An 18310-nucleotide genomic window follows, 5' to 3' on the forward strand; every position below is an offset into this window, starting at 1 on the left:
ATTACTGGCTAAGTTGGCCGACAACGCTACGAGCCGCGCCAAGATCGTCTAAATACTGATAATGAATGGTCGGTTTGAGTTGATTTATGATCCCGCCTTTCATCACGAAATCTTTCGTTTCGCCGGGTGCCAGCATGTCCCCTCGTTCGGAAACATATTTGTGACCGGCACCGTCTTCGGCACTCACCTGAGACACGTTGATGTAGTAAGGGGAATGATTAACTGCTGTCAGTAACTTACTTTTATTATTTTTACGCCAGATAAGGCTGGATGCTGCCTGATTCGCGCCTTCAGCATTCAAACTGGCAGGGCGATAAAAGATTTTTATCCGGCTGCGAATCGCCATCTGTAACAGATTCTCGCTTGTATGGCTTTTAACTTTAGGCGGAATGTCCAGTATGTTGAGCCAGAAAACAGACTCTTTATCTATGGGCAAGTCGCTGCCTGTATAGATCATTCGTAACGTCTGGCCTTTGCCTGCTTCCATGCGGAATACAGGAGGTAGCAGGACGAAGGGAACGTTGGTTTTATCCACTGGCTGGACAGGATCACCATCATCAATCCATGTCTGAACAAGCGCGGGTTTGTCTCCTCGATTATCCAGACGAACCGTGACTTCTTTTTCTGAAGCCGGATAGATAACGCGTGTGCCAATGATAGTCACGCTTGCAAAAGCGGGTGAGAAGAACACACAGACAGCCAGTAAAGCCGCCATCAGGTTAATTTTTTTTTTTCATAATTTTATTGAGTCAGCAAACATAAGAAAGATGAGGGCGGCGCCCTCATCTGAATGGATTAGAGGTAGTGAATGGAAAAAGTCACGGATGACTGAACCGTACCCTCTCCTGCTTTATCAGTGGCGTAGTAGCGCGCAGAATAAGTCATGTTTGCTGCACCTTCAGACAGCGGTACTGCTGTCAGGCCAGCTTGCTGTTCGAGGTTGCCTGCTACCACAGGGGTTGTGTTGTTAAGCAGTTCCAGCTCAACGTTGGCAGCTGTGCCTTTATTGATCAGACGGCCATCAGCATTAACATTCGCGCCCGCCTCAAAATAAGCCAGAACATCACCTGTTGCAGTGGAACAATCTGTTAAATTGATAGAGAAAGTAGTGGCGCCAGCGGTTTGAGTTTTTTCAGCCAGCTGGCTTATGGAAATATCTGGCATCTTAACGACATTACCAGAACCATTATTCACCGTGACCGTACACGACTGACCTTTGATGTTGCCACTGAACTCAATAGTGCCATCAGAAGCAGCATGTACCTGAGCAGCGGCCAGCAGGCCAAGAGCAATCAATGAAATCTTTTTCATATATCTTCCTTGTTAAATTTACGAGCAACTTACAGATTGCTGAGTATTTACGTAAAGCTGCTTAATTACTCAGCTTAGTGAAACTGTTAATAATGGGGCATTACTTTTGTGAAAAACCCAGCGACAGCACGGTATAAATTGCAACAGCGGCGATGCCAATGACGGCAAGGCCAAAAGTCGAACCACTGATTGTATTTGTCTCTGGAATGTTCTCTGGGCGAGTCCAGTTCGTCTTTTCTTTAGAGGAGGACTTAGTCGCCTGGTTAAAAAAATCCATAATGACGGATGTCAGCGTTCCGCCGCTTACGTTTTTAATTTGTTCACTATTTAATTCGCGCATCGTTTATCCTCAAGCGGTAATGACAGGTGCATTCGGGTCTAGTGTATTTTCAACAAGGGTGTTGAACCATGCTACGGTTACATCCCAGCCATTAATGGCGCCGTAAAGTACACCATTGATTAGCCCTACTACGGAACCAATGATCAGGCCTACACCACCAGAAATGATGCCGGCACCAATAATGCCGCCTGTACTACCGCCACTCATTGCCCATTTCATAGCATAAGACGTTGTGCCGGTAATACCGCCGATAATAACGGCGCCGACAAATTCAAAAAAATCACCCCCAGAAACAGCCTGCATTTCACAAATAGTTAATTCTCTCACTTCGCTAATTCCTCCAGTTTAAATAATATGGCTTTGCTTCCTGCAAGTAGTTCTATTTGATTGGTTTGATGAGGTAACTTAAATAGTAATAAGTCCATAATGTGAATTTTATCTTAACGGAATAAAAATCGGTTCTCCTTTGAAACAATAAGATAACAACGGTTTTAATTTTTTAATTAATTTAAATTTTTTTTTGTTTCAAGTAGGTACGACAGTGGGTGAATTTATCCCTTTTGCTATTACGTGAAGAGGTATTAAATGACGCTCGTTCATAAAAGCGACAGGTTTAGGCCTGGCGAGTGCTGATTAAGAGGTGTAGAGCAGTAGTCTGCATAAGGAAGGACGCGCTTAATTTAGTTTAACTCTTTTAATTAAAAGGATGGAGAGTTAACGTCAGGCTATCTGGTTTTATGTTCTGTTTAAAAGATAAAAAATAGATTAAAAATCTAAATAATGTGCATTTCATAATTTAAATGTTTATTTTGGCACGGCTGTGATTAACTTGCGTTCAACGAAGAAAATCATTTAAGATGAAGGTGAAAGTTAACTTTATTTCCAATGCCGGAATGCTTGTTAATTTACTGGAATTTTTTTTGATCCAATGTTTACTTTTAATTTTGGGTTGAAGCCATTTATAACATGTGATTTCTTTTGGTATTGATAAATTGAATTTTTCAGAAAAAAGGTATCTGGAAAGCATGAAGACTGGCTTTTTCAGGATCATCATCCAGCGTGATGCCTTATATGCGGTGTAAATTCTGTTTTTTTGTTATTTTGTGGGTTTAAATTTTGGTTTTTGGGTGAGCGGTGAATTGAGTTTTACTGGGCTGCGTTTAATATAATGAACATCTGATAATAATTTTATGATAAAAAAACAGGAGGTATAAGAAACTTAAGCTCAACGAGATCAAAAATAATTACACCATGAAAACGGATCTTCGTTATCGTTGATACTAACCACTGGCTGCGATTGTCAGCTTGATTGAGTCAATTGATATGCATAGAGTGACAGAGAATCATGAGCGAATCATCGATGCGTTAGCGGGATACACGCAAGTTGCGAACCCTGATGAGATTTCGCGAGGCAAACGCCGTTACCATCTGACGAAAGACAGTGTTCGTCGGGTTATGTTCATACTGGACGGTGACTTTTTACTTAAACTAAAAAACGGACATAAAGTTCTTAATATTTTGTCTGCACCTTTCATTGTTGGTGTTACCCCAGCGCTGGATGACCCTCCCGTTTATCTGGAAAGAATTGACTACGGGAAAGTCAGTTTCATAGATTATGACACGTTTTGGCACCTGGTTTTCGAAAAAGATTTGTTTAACGATGCCATGTCAATTGTGTCCGGGCAATATTCAGACTTAATGAGCTATATACAGTTACCCAAAGGCAACTCTTATGATGAGGTGATTTCGTTGATCGGGCGCTGGAAAAAGCTCCCGCCACATCTGAAAAAACGGTTTTCTGCACTTTATTTAATTGAGCATAGTTCTCACCTTTCAAAAAGCTCGATTTGTCGGGTGCTCAAAGAACTGAAAGAGAAAGGAGAGCTGGAGCTGGTTAACGGAAAATTCAGCTAAAATAAAACCTACATAGCTGAAAACATATAACCCAGAATTATCGGGGCATAAAATGGATTTTGTTACTGTTATCAAACTATTTTGCAGAGATGAGGACTATTATTTTAGGACTGGCGTCTCTGAAATTATTAAGGAGGCGTTGCTATCGAGCGTAAATGTTGAGTTTCTGACCGAATTTGATAGCGACCATTTGCGAAGAGCTGATATCATTGTAATGAACTCTTCGCAATGGCGTCTTTTTATGTGCCAGCCCGTCTTTCGTTATCGGAAGACGGGCAGTCTTTTGCTTGTTTTCGCTGATTATGCACACAATATTGATCCTGCCTCCTTGCCAGTCTGCTATCAATCCTTAACGGCCATAGGCCGTTATGAAACTGTCAGACAAGTAAGAGATAAAATTACCAAAGCCTGGTTAACTGTCAGCAATCAGGAGGCAAAGATTTTCGCGGAGTCAGACTGTCTGAAATGTACCTTCTCCCATATCTCGCTTGTACAGCTACAGGTAATGAGCTTTCTTAAAAAAGGGAAAAGCGTTCGACAGATCGCTAAAAGTCTTGGTTTGTCAGTGAAGACTATTTATGCTCACAAATACAATGTAATGAGAAAGTTTGACCTCAAAGGGGAGCTTGAATTGTATCTTTTTCTTAATGACTTAACGTTAAGCCAGCTTTATAAAGGCGTAATTGAAGACGTTGAAATGAAAAAATGATCGTTTGATAATTGTCTTTTCACCTTTCATCCTGATCCAGATTTTTTATCATTGCTGGGTGTTTTTTGCACACAGCAGTGAAACCTCCAGGAATACATTCCGACATTCGACAACGTTAGCGAATACAGGTCAGCTCTTATTGAGGATAAACGCGCTAAGCTGGTCCCGGATGGCGAAAGCTATGCACTGCCGCTCCGCTGGTCGCTGGAGAGAATGCACTGAGCGGGTTGCCTTTTCTGATTCTGGATTGCGCTGCTGCCGGAGACGATACGGCTGTTGCTGTGTTCCAGAGGGCGGCGGCGGGAGCCGTTCTTCTGCAAAAAGCATGACGATACATATGAATTCCATCGCGGATGCAAATCAGAACGGACGACCTGCATTTTCCAGAGCATCGAATAATCCTGACTCGACGGTAATCATACTGCGGTCTGATGGTTCATTAATGACCGGTCAGACTGGCAATCAGGATAACTTGTCCATTGAACCGCCTTCTTCTCAGCCTGTTAACACCATCACATTGTTGTGACAAATAATGAGGGCAGCAGGCGCCGCCCGCTGTATGCCGCAACGACCTGCTTCCTGGTGAATAAGCAGGTATTCGCGGCGGCGGGACAACGGCAGCTCTATGTGGCCTGAGATACCAGCGACAACGGGGCAGGATCATAACAACTAAGCGTCTGGGACCGCATTTATGCGGCGGACGACTCGCGATAATCACCGCATTTTTGATCAATCGACAACGGTCGACGAACAGCACATGTCGAAGGTAGTCAGTCCCCTGGAGAGGCGCGTCGTGGTCATATTCCTGTTGGCGACAGACACGGCCCAGGTGGCGCGCCCAGGCGGCATCTACGCGCAGTATTTTAACGCGGTGAACCATAAGGTCGGCCAGCAATTTCTGTTTACCTCTGATCTGGGGCGAGCAGGCGGATGCCCACTTGCTGACGGACGGCCAGCTGGAGCGATCGGAGCAGGGCGATGAGGAAGGGACTGCGATGAAAAGCCGTCTGATTGACCGGAATAACACCCTGTGTCTGACGATAAAAAGGCTCAATCCATATTGGGTCTCGGCCTGCGCATTAAAATCTCAACGAAACCGATAGCAGTGATCTTTTCGACGCATACGGCGCAACTTCGATCGATGCGAAAAAGGGTGATGAGGCTGTTGCGATCAGCAGTACGGATTTCACCAGCGTTAAAAAGGTGAAGGTTTGACACGCTGCTCCGGAATTTCAATAACACTTGATAATGGTGAACTTCCTCAAAAAAAGTGAGCGTAAATAAAGCGGTCCATAGAGCGAAGAACGCAGCGCAAACGCACACGTTAAGCAAGTATGAGCGCTCTATTCAACGTCACTGAGATAATGATAATGATGCGAATACAGAGTGCATTACCGACGGTGTGTCAGCATCAAATATCAATGGAGAAACAGACACCCTTAATATGAATATATCAGAGTGGACGCTTTCCCTGTCTGAAGCTCAAAGCGGCGTCAGTTATAACGACTGTAATAACAATGATGACGCGACGAACGGGTTGTTAATGTAGCAGGGCATAAGTGTGATTTAACACGTACGGGCGATGGCGCAGGTCATCGCTTTTTTTTGCTGTGGGAAAAGCGATTTATCCTGATTACATTCGTTCTTTTCTGAAACGGGCTGCGCTGACCCAGGGAGAGGTTATCCAGTTAAATGATATAAAAAATGGCTAAACTTAAGCATAAAAATCTATATTTTTAATTTATGTAGAATTAATGTTGGTTGCTGGTGCTTTGTGCGGTTACAACTTGTTCACGCTGAGCAAAAGCGACGGCAGGAAAATAGCCGACCATTTACTTGTTACTTTACGTTAACCATGAAGAAAATTATGTTTGCAGAGAAGTCAAAACATTCGTTGCGTCATTTACTCATGGGGCTGGTATTTTTACATCCTGTTTTAAACGCTGACGCAACAGGATTTATTAATATGATTCGTATGACTGCCGGGTATCCCTCAGCGTATTCAGGGGGACCGGCTGGCGCAGATGTTTATTACGACAGTGAACAGAAAAATGCAGCGAATAAATTTCAGCTGAGCGCCGGTCTGCGCACAGTAAATCATTCTGGTCAGTCTGCATACGAAAATAATCCTGTTTCCCAAAATGTGACAATCAGAAAATTGCTTTACGATGACGGTCGCACCGATGCAGCCATTGAGGGAGGGGCGGATGTCTGTTCCAGACAGCTGGCGCAAATAACGATCGCTCAGGAGAACATTAATCCACTGCTACTGTCACTGTGTACCACGGCGGTAACCGGTGCAAACATCATCGCTGTTATGAATAAGGCATTCGCCAGGCTTCAGGACCTGTTTCAGCGCATGGAGGCCAGGGCCAGAAATAATAGCGATTTCGCTCTGAAGATTAATCAGGACGCAACCCGAATGCAGGCGTTTGCTGCACCTCAGGAGATGACTGACATCCCCCGGCATCAGATACCACAACAGCTCAGCGTGCCGCTGAGTCAGGATATTGCCCCAACGCGCAATCTGCCTGACCCCAGGAAAACAGGCCTGGTGCCTGCATCGCCAAATCAGGCGCGAAAAGCTCTGCTGGAAAATTCCCGCTGGAAAGTTTCTCATTTTCTCAAAGAGGAGGCGAAAGCAGCCATAGAACTGGGGACGAAATGGAATCACCCAAAGTGGACCGCCCAGCTCAGCCTGAACAGCCCGAAACGCAACGGCGAAAGGGAAGCCTTCAATACGGTCACGCTCCAGCTCAGCAGTGATGTCAGCGTGCAAGAGGGTGGGCCTCGGCATTGCGCGCCGCTGCCAGGCTCGTCCGCATTGAGATAAACACGGCGTATTCGTGGCCGCCTGAAGAGATAACAGCATAAGTACAGATAAGCATGATCTGCTGCGGCCTGTACTGCGCGAGCAGGAAACTATCTGCGAAATAAGCTGAAATTGCTTTGCAGAAGCCCACACATGCGTGAGCTTCTGCATGGAAAAAGCGCCGTTATTTCAGGATATAGATCCGATCGACATCAATTTCAACGTGGCCATTGTCCCGATCAACTTCCCCCGTGATGCGCACTTTTTTACCCGTCAGGTAGCGGCCATCATCATCATCGTCATCAAGGTCAATAAGGATGCGGCCGGTTGAATCCTGTAGCCAGTAGTGATCCTCATCGGCGCGTCCGGTAATGGTGCCCGTCAGAGCAACATGCCGATCGTCACGCATATCTTTAGCCTGAGCGACGCTAACCTCTTGTCGCGCAAATGCCGATGTGGAACAGAGCAGCGCCAGAACGATTAACACTTTTTTCTTCATATATAGCTCCTTTAATAAATAAACCCACTTCCATTAACGGGTGAATAGTAAAAATTAACCTGATACCCCGCCTTGACCTGACGCGTGTTAACGCCCTCATTTTTCGCCAGAATGTGTCATCTGCGCACTGACGCCGCCACGGGATCAGCCATTGCTCCTTAACAAAAGAGCCGTTCAGCGCACAGGCGCTATCGCAGCTCATAAAGGTTCATACAGGCAAAATTTATTGTTTATGCAGGGTTAATTAACCAGGCATTAATATTGGCGACTGTTATCTGAAACCTGTCAGGATCGGCTTTTATCCGTACAGATGCCCTTAACAAGGGCAATAATCAGGTTAAATAACGATGAAAATCCCCTAAATCAAAGCCTGTGCTTAACTAACGCCTACGCCAGACTATTCAAACCTGTTCAGGAGTGACTTTATGAAGATTAACAGCATGGTACTGCCCGCTACGCTGATGCTGGCAGGCTTACAGCTTAGCGCCTGCGCGCAGCAAGCCTCTCATCCGCAACGGTTAAACATGCATAATCCCGCGGCCGACTGGTGTGTGCAGTCGGGCGGGCAACTCACCCAGGTTCAGACCGACAAGGGCGTGACGGCCTATTGTACGTTACCTTCAGGTGAACGGATTGAGGAGTGGGCGCTGTTCCGCCGTGATCATCCAGCAGCAGGCAGTCAAAACGAATTCCGTCCTCAGAAAGAGTGATTATTTATATCTGACATAAATTAATAAAATATCTTGTCACTTTCCTCTGTCGTTATGCCGCGCATAGCCGGATTCAGGTTATGCGCATGATTTGGCCTGTCTTTTTGCCTTTGTTCTCTCGTATGCAGCGCCTGAAAAAGTTGAAGCCGTCCAGCGACGAACTTGTCCGCTTAATGCCGGCGGCAGCTATGCTGAACATTTCTCTGTCAAACTGAACACGAGGTGAACTATGCAAGCTATGACCTTAACGGCGCCGGGCGGGCTAAATAATCTGACGCTGACGACGCTGGCCGATCCCGGCAAGCCTGGCGTCGGTGAAATTCGCGTCGCCATCCATGCGACCTCCCTGAACTACCACGATCTGCTGGTGGCGGAAGGCGCGATGCCGACCGCTCCGCAACGCATCATGATGGCCGATGGCGCTGGCGTAGTTGAAGAGGTCGGTGACGGGGTAACAGAGTTCAGGCCTGGAGATAACGTTGTCTCCTGCTTCTTTCCTCAGTGGGCAGATGGCCGACCTTTTGCTCAGGTAGCGGATTTTACGCAAACGCCAGGCGATGGGGCTGACGGTTTTGCCGCAGAGTACGTGGTCCGTCCTGCCAGCCATTTTACGCTGGCGCCCGCCGGCTGGAGCCATGCTGAAGCGGCAACCATTACCACCTCCGGCCTGACGGCCTGGCGCGCTCTGGCTGGCGATGCGGCCCTGAAAGCCGGCGACACCGTTCTTGCGCTCGGTACAGGAGGCGTATCGATCACCGCGCTACAGATTGCCAAATCAATGGGCGCGCGCGTGATTGTTACGTCTTCGTCTGACCAGAAGCTGGCGCAGGCGCGTAGCCTGGGCGCAGATGAAACCATTAACTACAGCACCACGCCTGACTGGGGTAACGCGGTGCGGGATCTCACTCATGGCGCTGGCGCAGATGTCGTGATTGAAGTTGGCGGACCAGGAACCCTGGCGCAGTCGGTCAATGCCGTTAAGATTGGCGGACATATTGCCCTGATAGGCGTGCTGACAGGCCATGAGGGCGTGATCCCCACCACGCTGCTGATGGCTAAGCAGGCAAAAATTCAGGGGCTGATTGTGGGGAATCGCCGCCAGCAGCAAGAGTTTGTTAACGCCCTGAATCAGACCGGCCTGCGTCCGGTGATCAGCGATCGCTTCACCGGACTCTCATCCCTTGCCGATGCCTTTGCGCTTCAGCGTAGCGGCGGGCACATGGGTAAAATCACCGTTGAATGGTAAGCGAACACCCTAATGAAATTGCGCGTGCTTAACTGGCCTTGCCTGGCTTTCAGATAACCTTTGCTCTGATGAGGACATTGTCGCCGGACTGGCCGCCACCCGGTTCAACCCGACAAGCAACGGTTGTCAGGAATGACTGGATGAGCGGGTGGCCGCCGTCAGGAGCAAAAAAGCCTGACGGGCTGGCGCGTCGGAGGGATAGCCAGCAGGGGCGTTTGGACATCTCGTTCCCGCGTCCCCGCCGGGCAACAGAGAGCCTGATGTCGGCGACCTTATTTCGTTCACCTGAGAACGCTCTTTCTTGCATATTCAGCGTGCACAGTCATAGCAACGGATACCAGGCAATTCAGAATTGCATTAAGACGCTCAGCGCAGGAAAAGAAAATAACAGCGTCAATGACTCAGGTACTATTCGGCCTTGCACCGTTGCGGCTGTTATTTTTGATAACCGGATAAACGCGCAAACCGAAATGGCTCAGGCTACAAAATTGAGTTTTTTCTGACTGAAAACAGAAGGCTGTAAGTTTTACCAAGGAGACCAGTATGACTGTTCCTGTTGTTGCTATTTTTATTGCTAAACCGGACTGTGAAAGCAAACTCGACGCGCTGTTTCGCGGTGTGATTGAGACAACGCTGAAAGAAGAGGGCTGCATCCGTTATCAGCTGAACCGTGATACGCAAAATCCTCGCCGTTTTGTCTGGACAGAAGAGTGGCAGTCGAAAGCGCTACTGGACAAGCATAGCAATGCGCCGCATATCACCGAGCTGTTTACCGAGCTGTTGCCGCTGATCGATCATTCCGAGGTGATCGTGCTGGAAAAACTGGCGGGCGGTCAGGCCTGACTGTTATTCACAGAGCGGACAAGGTTCTGCTCTGTTTCCTCTTTCGCCAGAGAAATATTCCCCTTCTTCCCTCATATGCAGCGAACGATATTTTCAGGCCGCGCTGAAAATGACGCTGCAACATAGCGAGTAATAAGCGCATAGATGTTTGCTATTTAGGCAATGGTCGCATCTTTTTCAGTCTGGCAGGCAGGTCTGTTATCAGCTGTTTTTGTTATTCATACCTGTCGGCAAGGTGATTTTTTTATTTATAACAATGGGTTTCTTGTTGGTTTTTATCATTTTTTTTATGTGTTTTTAACATGTTTGTTATAATGATTATGTTTTTTATATGATAAAAATCAATTGCTTATATTAAACCCCCTTCAAGTCCAGGACGGTTATTGACAGGGGTCAATATATTATAAAGGTGTAATGTCAGGATTATTTTTCCCGGTGTTACTCTTATTTTAGCGCCTGTTGCATAAATCAATTATAAATACGGACGTTTCCATTGAAAAACTTTCGCAAAAACACCTTTTACTGCACCGCTTTTATCTGCACCACATCGTATGCGGGTATCATGAGATACGATGTCGATGTCCAGGAGTATCGCGACTTCGCAGAAAACAGAGGCAAATATTCTGTCGGTGCGACGCATATTCCGGTTTACAAAAAAGATGGCACGCTTTCCGGCTATCTTGATTTTCTTATGCCTGACTTTGGCATGGTGATCACTAACGGGTACAGCACGCTTGTCGCGCCGTCTTACCTTGCCAGCGCCCGACATAATACCGGTTACACTACGGTCGGCTTTGGCAACGGCGCGCAGTATGGCGCGACCTACAGGCTAATCAATCGTAATGAGTCAACGGATGCAAACGTTGATTTCCACCTGCCTCGCCTGAACAAAGTGGTCACGGATGCGGCGCCCGCCGGGACGGTGGTCAAATCGGAGATCATGAAGCGCGATCTCTCCCGCTACGCCTGGTATACGCGACTGGGGGGCGGCACACAGAGCCAGGTCAATGCGGATCAGACGGCGCGGATTACTCTGAGCGGCGCGTATAACTGGGTGAGTGGCGGGACCGTTAACGCCAGTACAGTGAACTTTACTTCCTCAAGTTTACGGGCAACCAGCTACGGACCGGACAATGCGCTGACGTCCCCTCTCTCTATCGGCACCATGGCGGGAGACAGCGGCAGTCCGCTGATGGTCTTTGACGAGCTGGACAAAAGCTGGAAGGTCGCCGGTGTACTGCATGGGGCGTTCGTTGACGATCGCATTGCCGATCAAACCAGTATCTGGGAATACATTCCGGATGGTTATATCGACACCATTACGGCGGCAAACCGCTCGCCGGATGTGACTGATGCAGCCAGTAAAGGCGTTCTGAACTGGGACTATAGTGGTATCACCCAGGGAGACAGCCTGTGGTCATGGGTGGGGCTGAATCAGTCTTATGCCAGCATCGCGCCCTCAGCGGCGACCAGTGAAGAACTGGATGCAACCAAAGATTTACGCTTCAACGGTGAAGGTGGGCAGGTGGTGCTTAATGCGCCCATCAATATGGGCGCAGGCAAGCTTCAGTTCTCCAGCGATTACACCATCAAACCAGCGGACGGGCTGAATGCCACCTGGACCGGCGGCGGTATTGAAGTAGACGCGAATAAAAGGGTTCTCTGGCAGGTAAACGGCCTGGCGAACGATGCGCTGCATAAAGTGGGGGAGGGGACGCTTCACGTCAACGCTGAAGGCATTAACCAGGGTAGTCTGAATGTGGGCGATGGCACGGTTATTCTGGATCAGCGCGCCGATGCCGAGGGAAACAAACAGGCTTTCTCTTCGGTCACGCTGGTGAGCGGACGGCCGACGCTGGTATTGAACGATGCTGGCCAGGTTGCCACCAGCAACATCTATTTTGGCTATCGCGGCGGCACGCTGGATTTAAATGGCAACTCGCTGACTTTCAAACGGATCAACCATACCGATAGCGGCGCAACGCTGCTGAATCATCGCAGCGACGGCCGCGCCGGGCTGAACATTACCGGCTATACCGCAGAAGATGTGCCTTTTAACCGGTTTAACGGCAGCAATCCGAAAGGAACGCCAGGGGCCATCTATGTATATAACAACCCCTATACCAAAGATACCGAATACTTTCAGCTCAATACCTCTTCTTACTGGTATTTCCCGACGGACAAGAGCAGTACCTCAACCTGGACCTACCTCGGCACAGATGCCGATGCCGCCATCAATTACCGCTTAACGCAGCTGAACCATCAGGTATTTCGCGGCTTCCTGGGGGAAACGGATGAGAATGGCGTTAACGGCGCAATGGAGGTCGCCGTCAGTCCTGAAAATACAACGGCGATTACGGCATTGACCGGTGGAATGAACCTGAACGGCGCTCTCAGTGTGGATAAAGGTACGCTGCTCTTGTCGGGACAACCTGTGGCGCATGCGGGTAGCGTGGTTATCGAGGATGACTGGACAACGTCTTTATTTAAGGCCAGCCAAATCAGGGTGGCCAAAAATGCCCTTTTTCAGGTGGGTGAATATGCCAGCGTAAGCGCAGATTTTGTGGCTGACGAGTCGGCTCGTCTTTCATTCGGCTACAACAATAGCGACGTGGCGGAAGAGAAAAGCTGGCGCTGCTATGAGATTGTCTATAAGGATGATGTCACTTGCAGTCAGCCGGTACGCGATGCTGATGCGCTGGCGCGGCTTCCTGTCAGTACCGTGTCAGGTAATGTTCAGCTGGCCAATAATGCCAGCCTCTATCTCGGCAAAGTCAGCTATCAGGGCGCCGTCACTTCCACCGGTACGACGCGCATGACGCTGGCGGCGGATGCCCACTGGGCAATGACCGGCAATAGTCGTCTAAGTACATTGCAGGCGCAAAGCGGCGCAACGCTCTCTCTGGTGCCAGCGGGAAGCTGGTCGGCTAAAACGCTTATCGTTGATGCGCTTGATGCGACCGGCCTGAAACTGGATTTAGGGGTAAAACCCTCAACGCTGGAAAGCGACAAACTCACTATTAACAGAACGGCGAGCGGCGGCGATAACGTGCTGGATGTTAATTTGCTGGTGAGCGCGGCAGAGGATGTCGCTTTGGCTCAGGATCTCATCATGGTCGATGCGCCCGCGGGTACCGCCCATGATTATTTTTCTTTTGCCAGCCGCTACAGTGGTTTTAGCATTTATACACCGAACTATCAGGTTAAAGATGAAAACGACCGGGTGCTCTGGGTTCTTGAGCACAATAAGGACGCATCCACTGACGAGGCCGCAGATCCGGCTGCGGCGGACACCCCGGCTGCGCCAGATATTCCGGCAGCGCCAGATACTCCGGCTGCGGCAGATACTCCGGCGACGCCAGACGCCCCGGCTGCGCCAGACACCTCGGCTGCGCCAGATACCCCGGCTGCGGCAGACACCCCGGCTGCGGCGGACACCCCGGCTGCGGCAGATACTCCGGCCGCGCCAGATACCCCGGCTGAAAATGATGCTCAGCCAGACGCTGGCGACGGCTCGCCAGCGCAGAATCCTGCCGCCGCAAATGATCATACAATCCAGGAGAAAGAAACGTCCGATACTGAAGAGACGAAAAAGGAACAAGCTCCTCAATTTACTGCGGATGACTGGTTCACCATTCAGGATAACCAGCCGTTGATTCGTCATACGCGCGCCCTGATGGCCTCCCGGCAGTATCTGTTGAGCGAAGCCGTTAGTCAGCTTCACCACCGAACGGAGGCGCTGCGTACATTCCCTGACAGCAGTGGTTCCTGGGTAACGCTTGAACGCCGCAAAGGCAGTTTTCTGGGGTTGAGTGTGCAGCAGCAAACTCTGCATGTTGGCTGGGACACGCAGAGCGACAGGCAACTTTTCGGTATAAGCGCCAGCTATTCGCAGGGGCAGGTTAAAGGCGCGGGTAGTGAAAGCCATCGTCTGACAACGGCGGGAGCGTATTACTCCTGGCTGCCGGGTAATGGCTGGTTTGTTAATACAACCAGCCGCTATCTGTACCTCGATCAAGAGTTCACTCTTGATCCTGTACTGGGCATCAGCGCCAGAAAACGCGACAGTCATATGCTGGTTGGTAGTGTAAAGACAGGCTACCAGTTTGGCAGCGACAGTGACTCGCTGGCGGTTACACCCTATATCGCATTCAGCGCTGGCGCTGTTTCCGGCTACTCGCTGGCCGGTCAGGATGCAACCATCTCGCTTAGCTCCAGTACCCCCTTTTACGGCTCGGCGGGTGTGAGGGCGGTCAAACGCGGCCTTGGCTCCGGACTGGAAAACATTAACCTGAGCGCCAGCCTTGAATACCAGTATTCGCCGGTTAACACCGGCGCTAAAACGACGCTTTCAGACCGTCAGTCAGGCCGTCAGTATGATGCCTGGTCTGATAATCGCTATCGGGCAAGCGTAGACGTTGAGGGCAGGATAAATCGCGATCTGTCTGTCAATGCGAAAGCTGAACGCAGCTTCGGTGGCCACTTTAAAACCGACTACAGCGGTATCGTCGGACTCTCTTACCACTTTTAACATCAACTTAAAAAGCGCATCACTTCCCCTTAAGTGATGCGCTTTTTTATAGCTTTGTTTTAATAGACCCGTCGCCAGATTTCGGTCGGGACTTCGCTATACAGCCTGTTCATGATCAGTTCTGCTTTGCGATGATCGTATGCGCCTTCAAAGGAAGAGATGTCGGTAGCGGGGATTTTTTTACGCATATAGCTGGTAACAATATCCAGTATATCCGTTGAAGGACAATTCCTTAATTTCTCAAGATAGTCTGTTTTAGTCACTGTTCGTTCCATTCAAAAATATTACTGAGTTAAGCTGGCTTGCTACTACTGTTTAAGATATTTCTGATGTCGTAAGTCAGATTACAGTCTTGCCATCCTGATAAATGCATATTTCAGCACTTCTGTGCCTGGCTGTAGTTATAATGTCGGAAAGGAATAATATCAACCAGTGCGGAATTTCAATCGTAAATAAAAAGTAATAAATTTTACAGGTGTGAGTGTCGAAGGGGAAATACATATTCAGATGGTATGGCAATCTAGCACAATGAATTATAATGTTTTTTCTCTTTTTGCTCGGTAAGGAATGAACAGGAAAAAACGCTTTGCTAACAAATCAGGAGAGGCGATATAACGGCTGTTGTCAAAATTAAAATGCAGAATGGGTTTGGTTTATTTCTTGTTGATGTTTTCAACTGCCGGTAATGTTTTTTATGCTCGCATCGAAGAAAAATATTATTAACATAAAGGGTTGCGATTTTTTATTTTTTCGCTAAGCCTGTCCCAGATGAGATTAAATATCAGCGTGTAAAGCAAAAAGAAGAGTACCAGTCCGCATTCCAGCTTCAGCGCTGAGCGTAACGTGATGCTTAGCCACCAGGCAGCGAAAGGGATAAGTACCAGCAACAGGCCTGCTTCAAAGGCTATTGCATGAATGCTTCGCGCCAGAAACCCCTTTCTGAAACCAAAATGGGCCTGCAATCCATCAAAAATCAGGTTGAAAAGATAATTCCATAGCATTGCTGTAAGAGAAGAGACCAGGGTCAGTACGCCTGACTGTGATGGAGCAGCAGAAGCAAAAATAATTAACAGGGTAAACACCAGCAGGTTGGCGACAACTTCGAATGCAACAGCATGGAATACGCGCTCCGTAACGGTACGGGGCAGAGGCGATATATGACTCACAGCGAAAATCTCATAATTGTGTACTCTGATGAATCCTGATAAAAACTCTTCACGAACAATCAGCCACCCTGGTTAACAGGTCAGATCTAATCTGAACCTTCCCGGTTAAATGTGATATTTACGGGGGTAAAAAATAGAGCCAAATCTGGCCAGGCTTTGATATGGATCAACTGGCGCTGCGGGTTGTGTCAGGCCGTTGATAAATGATTTAACCGGTATGGTTTAAGTTCATTCCACAGGAAAATACTTCCTCTGATTAAAGATTTTACTGAAATATTTCCAGGGTGATTCTAACAAGAGTTGTACTGGCCTGCTGGAGTGAAAAAATGAAGCATGAGCATCCGGCTTATACTCGAAGCGATGTATGGTGGTTGATTTTTTTGCTTTGCACAGGCTTTTGGGGCGGAGTGGGTTTGTTTCTGCTGGCGCTAATGAAATAAATGCTACGTGCGAGCTGTGATCAAAAAATTGTTCTTAAAAATGGCCGTGCGTGTTACAGAATTACGCTTGTTTTACCAGGTTCTCCAGGCTCAGGCGTTTGTTTGTTTCTTAACAGGAAATGTTGGCATTATTATTCCTGAGTAATATTTGAGGCCGTCTATGGCAGATATTATTGATGAGGCAATGGCCGCCATTGCGCTCACCGAGGGTGCCGAAGTTGCTGCAATCCGCAGTAAATTAAGCCGTCCCGGCTGTAGCATCTGTGAGAACTGTGGCGAACTGATCCCAGCCGCGCGACGCAAATTGCTCCCCTCTGTGACTACCTGCGTGACCTGTCAGGAAATCGTGGAGTTTAGAGAGCGTACCGGGCAAAAGCTCTGATCGACAGCCCCGATTGCAGACCTGCTCTCTGTCGGCAGTGCCTCAGACAGCAGGGCGAAATATGCCGCTCGGTTATCAGGGTGATGTGAGAGGTCAACGCGTCATCGTTCGGATCAAGGGGGGGCGTCGCGCACTGCCTTTTCGCTGGACGGATACCTGATACGCGCCTTGCTGTGGTCATGAACCTCTTTGTGCGCCCCTTTCTTTTCTTACTGTTCCGTCAGTTATTTGTTCGCCTGAGCTATGCCAGATAGCTAACCGCCTCGCATAACCTGACATGACTCCCCCTTTTCCATTTACTCCTCAAGACGTGGATGTTAGTCGCCTTCCTGCTCCAGGAGTAACCTTTCAGGCTCTGAATAGCCGCCTGCGGCATAAGAGATGAGTCGAGACAGTCTGGCGTATTCGCTTTGTGGCGATGAGCAGGATATTCAGCCTGAAAAAGCTGGCCGCGCAAGCGCAAGACGGTTCAGGTCAGACAATATATCATCGGGAAAGCTGAATCCGGCAAAGCGCACTAATGCGCAACCGTCACTCTTTACCTGAACATTACACCCTCAGAGCCTGCTGATTCTTTACAGGTTACGTTTACCTTTGATTCGGAATTGATAGCGTGCGCTCTTATGTTCAGCTCGCCAGGAAGGAGAATGAATTTGACGAAGATCATGTTCGTTCAGCGAAATAACAGCGAGGTACTGAACACTGTCCAGCGTTGAAGAGATATTTATGCTCATTATCGGATAATGTCACTCATCAAAAGCATTATATGTCAAATGAGCTATTGATTAAATCTGTCATTTTGGTGAGGTCGTTTTATTTATGCCGGAAATAGTGCCCATGCGATTCTCAGACAAAGTGACAAACATCATTCTTTTTTTGATTCTCTACGGATCTGCCGGATGTCTGGTATGGTTAATTCTTATCAAGTGGCACGCGTTGTTACGCTTTTTTTTCCATTCCATTTACGCCTAGGCATTTTCAGCGGTAATTATGATCGCAGGTCTCAAATAACACTCTGTAAATAAGTTGTGGCAGATGCGTAAACCAGTCAGTGTAATCGTCCGGGCTTTTATTAAACAGGCACTCGGCCGTCTCTACTATTCCTCTGGCGTGAATGCGGCTAATCATAAAAATCAAAAAGGCTAAGCCCGCCAGGCTCCAGATAAACATGATGGCGCTGAGATTTTTAGATGAACTAATCATATCTTTCTGTCTTAGTAAGTTATTTTTTAACTTTGCCGTTAAGATGAAAAATATTAGCACTCAAGCGCTACAAGCACCTAACGTTTAAACGTAACATGACCATGTGGCTGGTCCATTATGGCTATGGGTTTTATCTCAATATTTCAGATTTCTGATTATTTAACCTCTGTGATACGAGACGAAATGGATATTCACCTGCTGATA

General features: G+C 48.2%; 16 protein-coding genes. 9 read left to right on the top strand and 7 right to left on the bottom strand.

Features of this window, described 5'->3' with window-relative positions; genetic code table 11:
• Position 1: 1 nt before the first annotated feature.
• From BBB56_RS10325 to BBB56_RS10340, 4 genes are all read right to left on the bottom strand, one after another.
• On the bottom strand, positions 2-715 hold the full coding sequence (locus BBB56_RS10325) for a fimbrial biogenesis chaperone (RefSeq protein ID WP_123800871.1): 714 nt from the start codon (positions 713-715) through the stop codon (positions 2-4).
• 80 nt (positions 716-795) lie between these two features.
• Positions 796-1311, bottom strand: coding sequence for a fimbrial protein (locus BBB56_RS10330; protein ID WP_123800872.1), 516 nt, complete (start codon positions 1309-1311; stop codon positions 796-798).
• 100 nt (positions 1312-1411) lie between these two features.
• Positions 1412-1651, bottom strand: a complete 240-nt coding sequence (locus BBB56_RS10335) for a hypothetical protein (protein WP_123800873.1) — start codon at positions 1649-1651, stop codon at positions 1412-1414.
• A gap of 9 nt (positions 1652-1660) precedes the next feature.
• A complete protein-coding gene (locus BBB56_RS10340) occupies positions 1661-1978 on the bottom strand; it encodes a hypothetical protein (protein ID WP_123800874.1) in 318 nt (105 codons plus the stop codon).
• A 996-nt stretch (positions 1979-2974) separates the two neighbouring features.
• Here BBB56_RS10340 and BBB56_RS10345 point away from each other — a divergent pair.
• The 3 genes from BBB56_RS10345 to BBB56_RS10355 all read left to right on the top strand — a co-directional run bounded on the left by BBB56_RS10345 (position 2975) and on the right by BBB56_RS10355 (position 7107).
• The gene (locus tag BBB56_RS10345; protein WP_123800875.1) at positions 2975-3565 is read left to right on the top strand and encodes a helix-turn-helix domain-containing protein; all 591 of its coding nucleotides are present in this window, start codon (positions 2975-2977) and stop codon (positions 3563-3565) included.
• A gap of 52 nt (positions 3566-3617) precedes the next feature.
• Positions 3618-4274 carry a helix-turn-helix transcriptional regulator gene (locus BBB56_RS10350; RefSeq protein ID WP_123800876.1) on the top strand — a complete coding sequence of 219 codons (657 nt, stop codon included), beginning with the start codon at positions 3618-3620 and terminating at the stop codon, positions 4272-4274.
• Positions 4275-6141: 1867 nt separating this feature from the next.
• Positions 6142-7107, top strand: a complete 966-nt coding sequence (locus BBB56_RS10355) for a hypothetical protein (RefSeq protein ID WP_123800877.1) — start codon at positions 6142-6144, stop codon at positions 7105-7107.
• Positions 7108-7270: 163 nt separating this feature from the next.
• Here BBB56_RS10355 and BBB56_RS10360 read toward each other — a convergent pair whose 3' ends face one another.
• Positions 7271-7585: a NirD/YgiW/YdeI family stress tolerance protein gene (locus BBB56_RS10360; protein WP_123800878.1), complete on the bottom strand. Its 315-nt coding sequence runs from the start codon at positions 7583-7585 to the stop codon at positions 7271-7273.
• A 425-nt stretch (positions 7586-8010) separates the two neighbouring features.
• On the opposite strand from BBB56_RS10360, the gene BBB56_RS10365 reads away from it, so the two are divergent.
• From BBB56_RS10365 to BBB56_RS10385, 5 genes are all read left to right on the top strand, one after another.
• Positions 8011-8295 (top strand): putative hemolysin, encoded by a 285-nt coding sequence (locus BBB56_RS10365; RefSeq protein WP_123800879.1) that lies wholly within the window; start codon positions 8011-8013, stop codon positions 8293-8295.
• 229 nt (positions 8296-8524) lie between these two features.
• A complete protein-coding gene (locus BBB56_RS10370) occupies positions 8525-9541 on the top strand; it encodes a zinc-dependent alcohol dehydrogenase family protein (protein ID WP_123800880.1) in 1017 nt (338 codons plus the stop codon).
• Between the two features lie 140 nt (positions 9542-9681).
• Positions 9682-10044 (top strand): hypothetical protein, encoded by a 363-nt coding sequence (locus BBB56_RS10375; RefSeq protein ID WP_123800881.1) that lies wholly within the window; start codon positions 9682-9684, stop codon positions 10042-10044.
• Positions 10045-10084: 40 nt separating this feature from the next.
• Positions 10085-10384, top strand: a complete 300-nt coding sequence (locus tag BBB56_RS10380; protein WP_123800882.1) for a putative quinol monooxygenase — start codon at positions 10085-10087, stop codon at positions 10382-10384.
• A 562-nt stretch (positions 10385-10946) separates the two neighbouring features.
• Complete coding sequence (locus tag BBB56_RS10385) at positions 10947-14915, top strand: S6 family peptidase (protein WP_123800883.1); 3969 nt, start codon at positions 10947-10949, stop codon at positions 14913-14915.
• A gap of 59 nt (positions 14916-14974) precedes the next feature.
• On the opposite strand, the gene BBB56_RS10390 is transcribed toward BBB56_RS10385, so the two are convergent.
• Together BBB56_RS10390 and BBB56_RS10395 are read right to left on the bottom strand one after the other, a co-directional pair.
• Positions 14975-15178, bottom strand: a complete 204-nt coding sequence (locus BBB56_RS10390) for an Hha/YmoA family nucleoid-associated regulatory protein (RefSeq protein WP_123800884.1) — start codon at positions 15176-15178, stop codon at positions 14975-14977.
• Positions 15179-15634: 456 nt separating this feature from the next.
• Positions 15635-16081, bottom strand: a complete 447-nt coding sequence (locus BBB56_RS10395; RefSeq protein WP_123800885.1) for a PACE efflux transporter — start codon at positions 16079-16081, stop codon at positions 15635-15637.
• 600 nt (positions 16082-16681) lie between these two features.
• On the opposite strand from BBB56_RS10395, the gene BBB56_RS10400 reads away from it, so the two are divergent.
• Positions 16682-16903 (top strand): TraR/DksA C4-type zinc finger protein, encoded by a 222-nt coding sequence (locus tag BBB56_RS10400; RefSeq protein WP_123800886.1) that lies wholly within the window; start codon positions 16682-16684, stop codon positions 16901-16903.
• The last annotated feature ends 1407 nt before the right edge of the window (positions 16904-18310 follow it).

Source organism: Candidatus Pantoea deserta, assembly GCF_003813865.1.
In the GTDB taxonomy this organism is placed as follows: domain Bacteria; phylum Pseudomonadota; class Gammaproteobacteria; order Enterobacterales; family Enterobacteriaceae; genus Pantoea; species Pantoea deserta.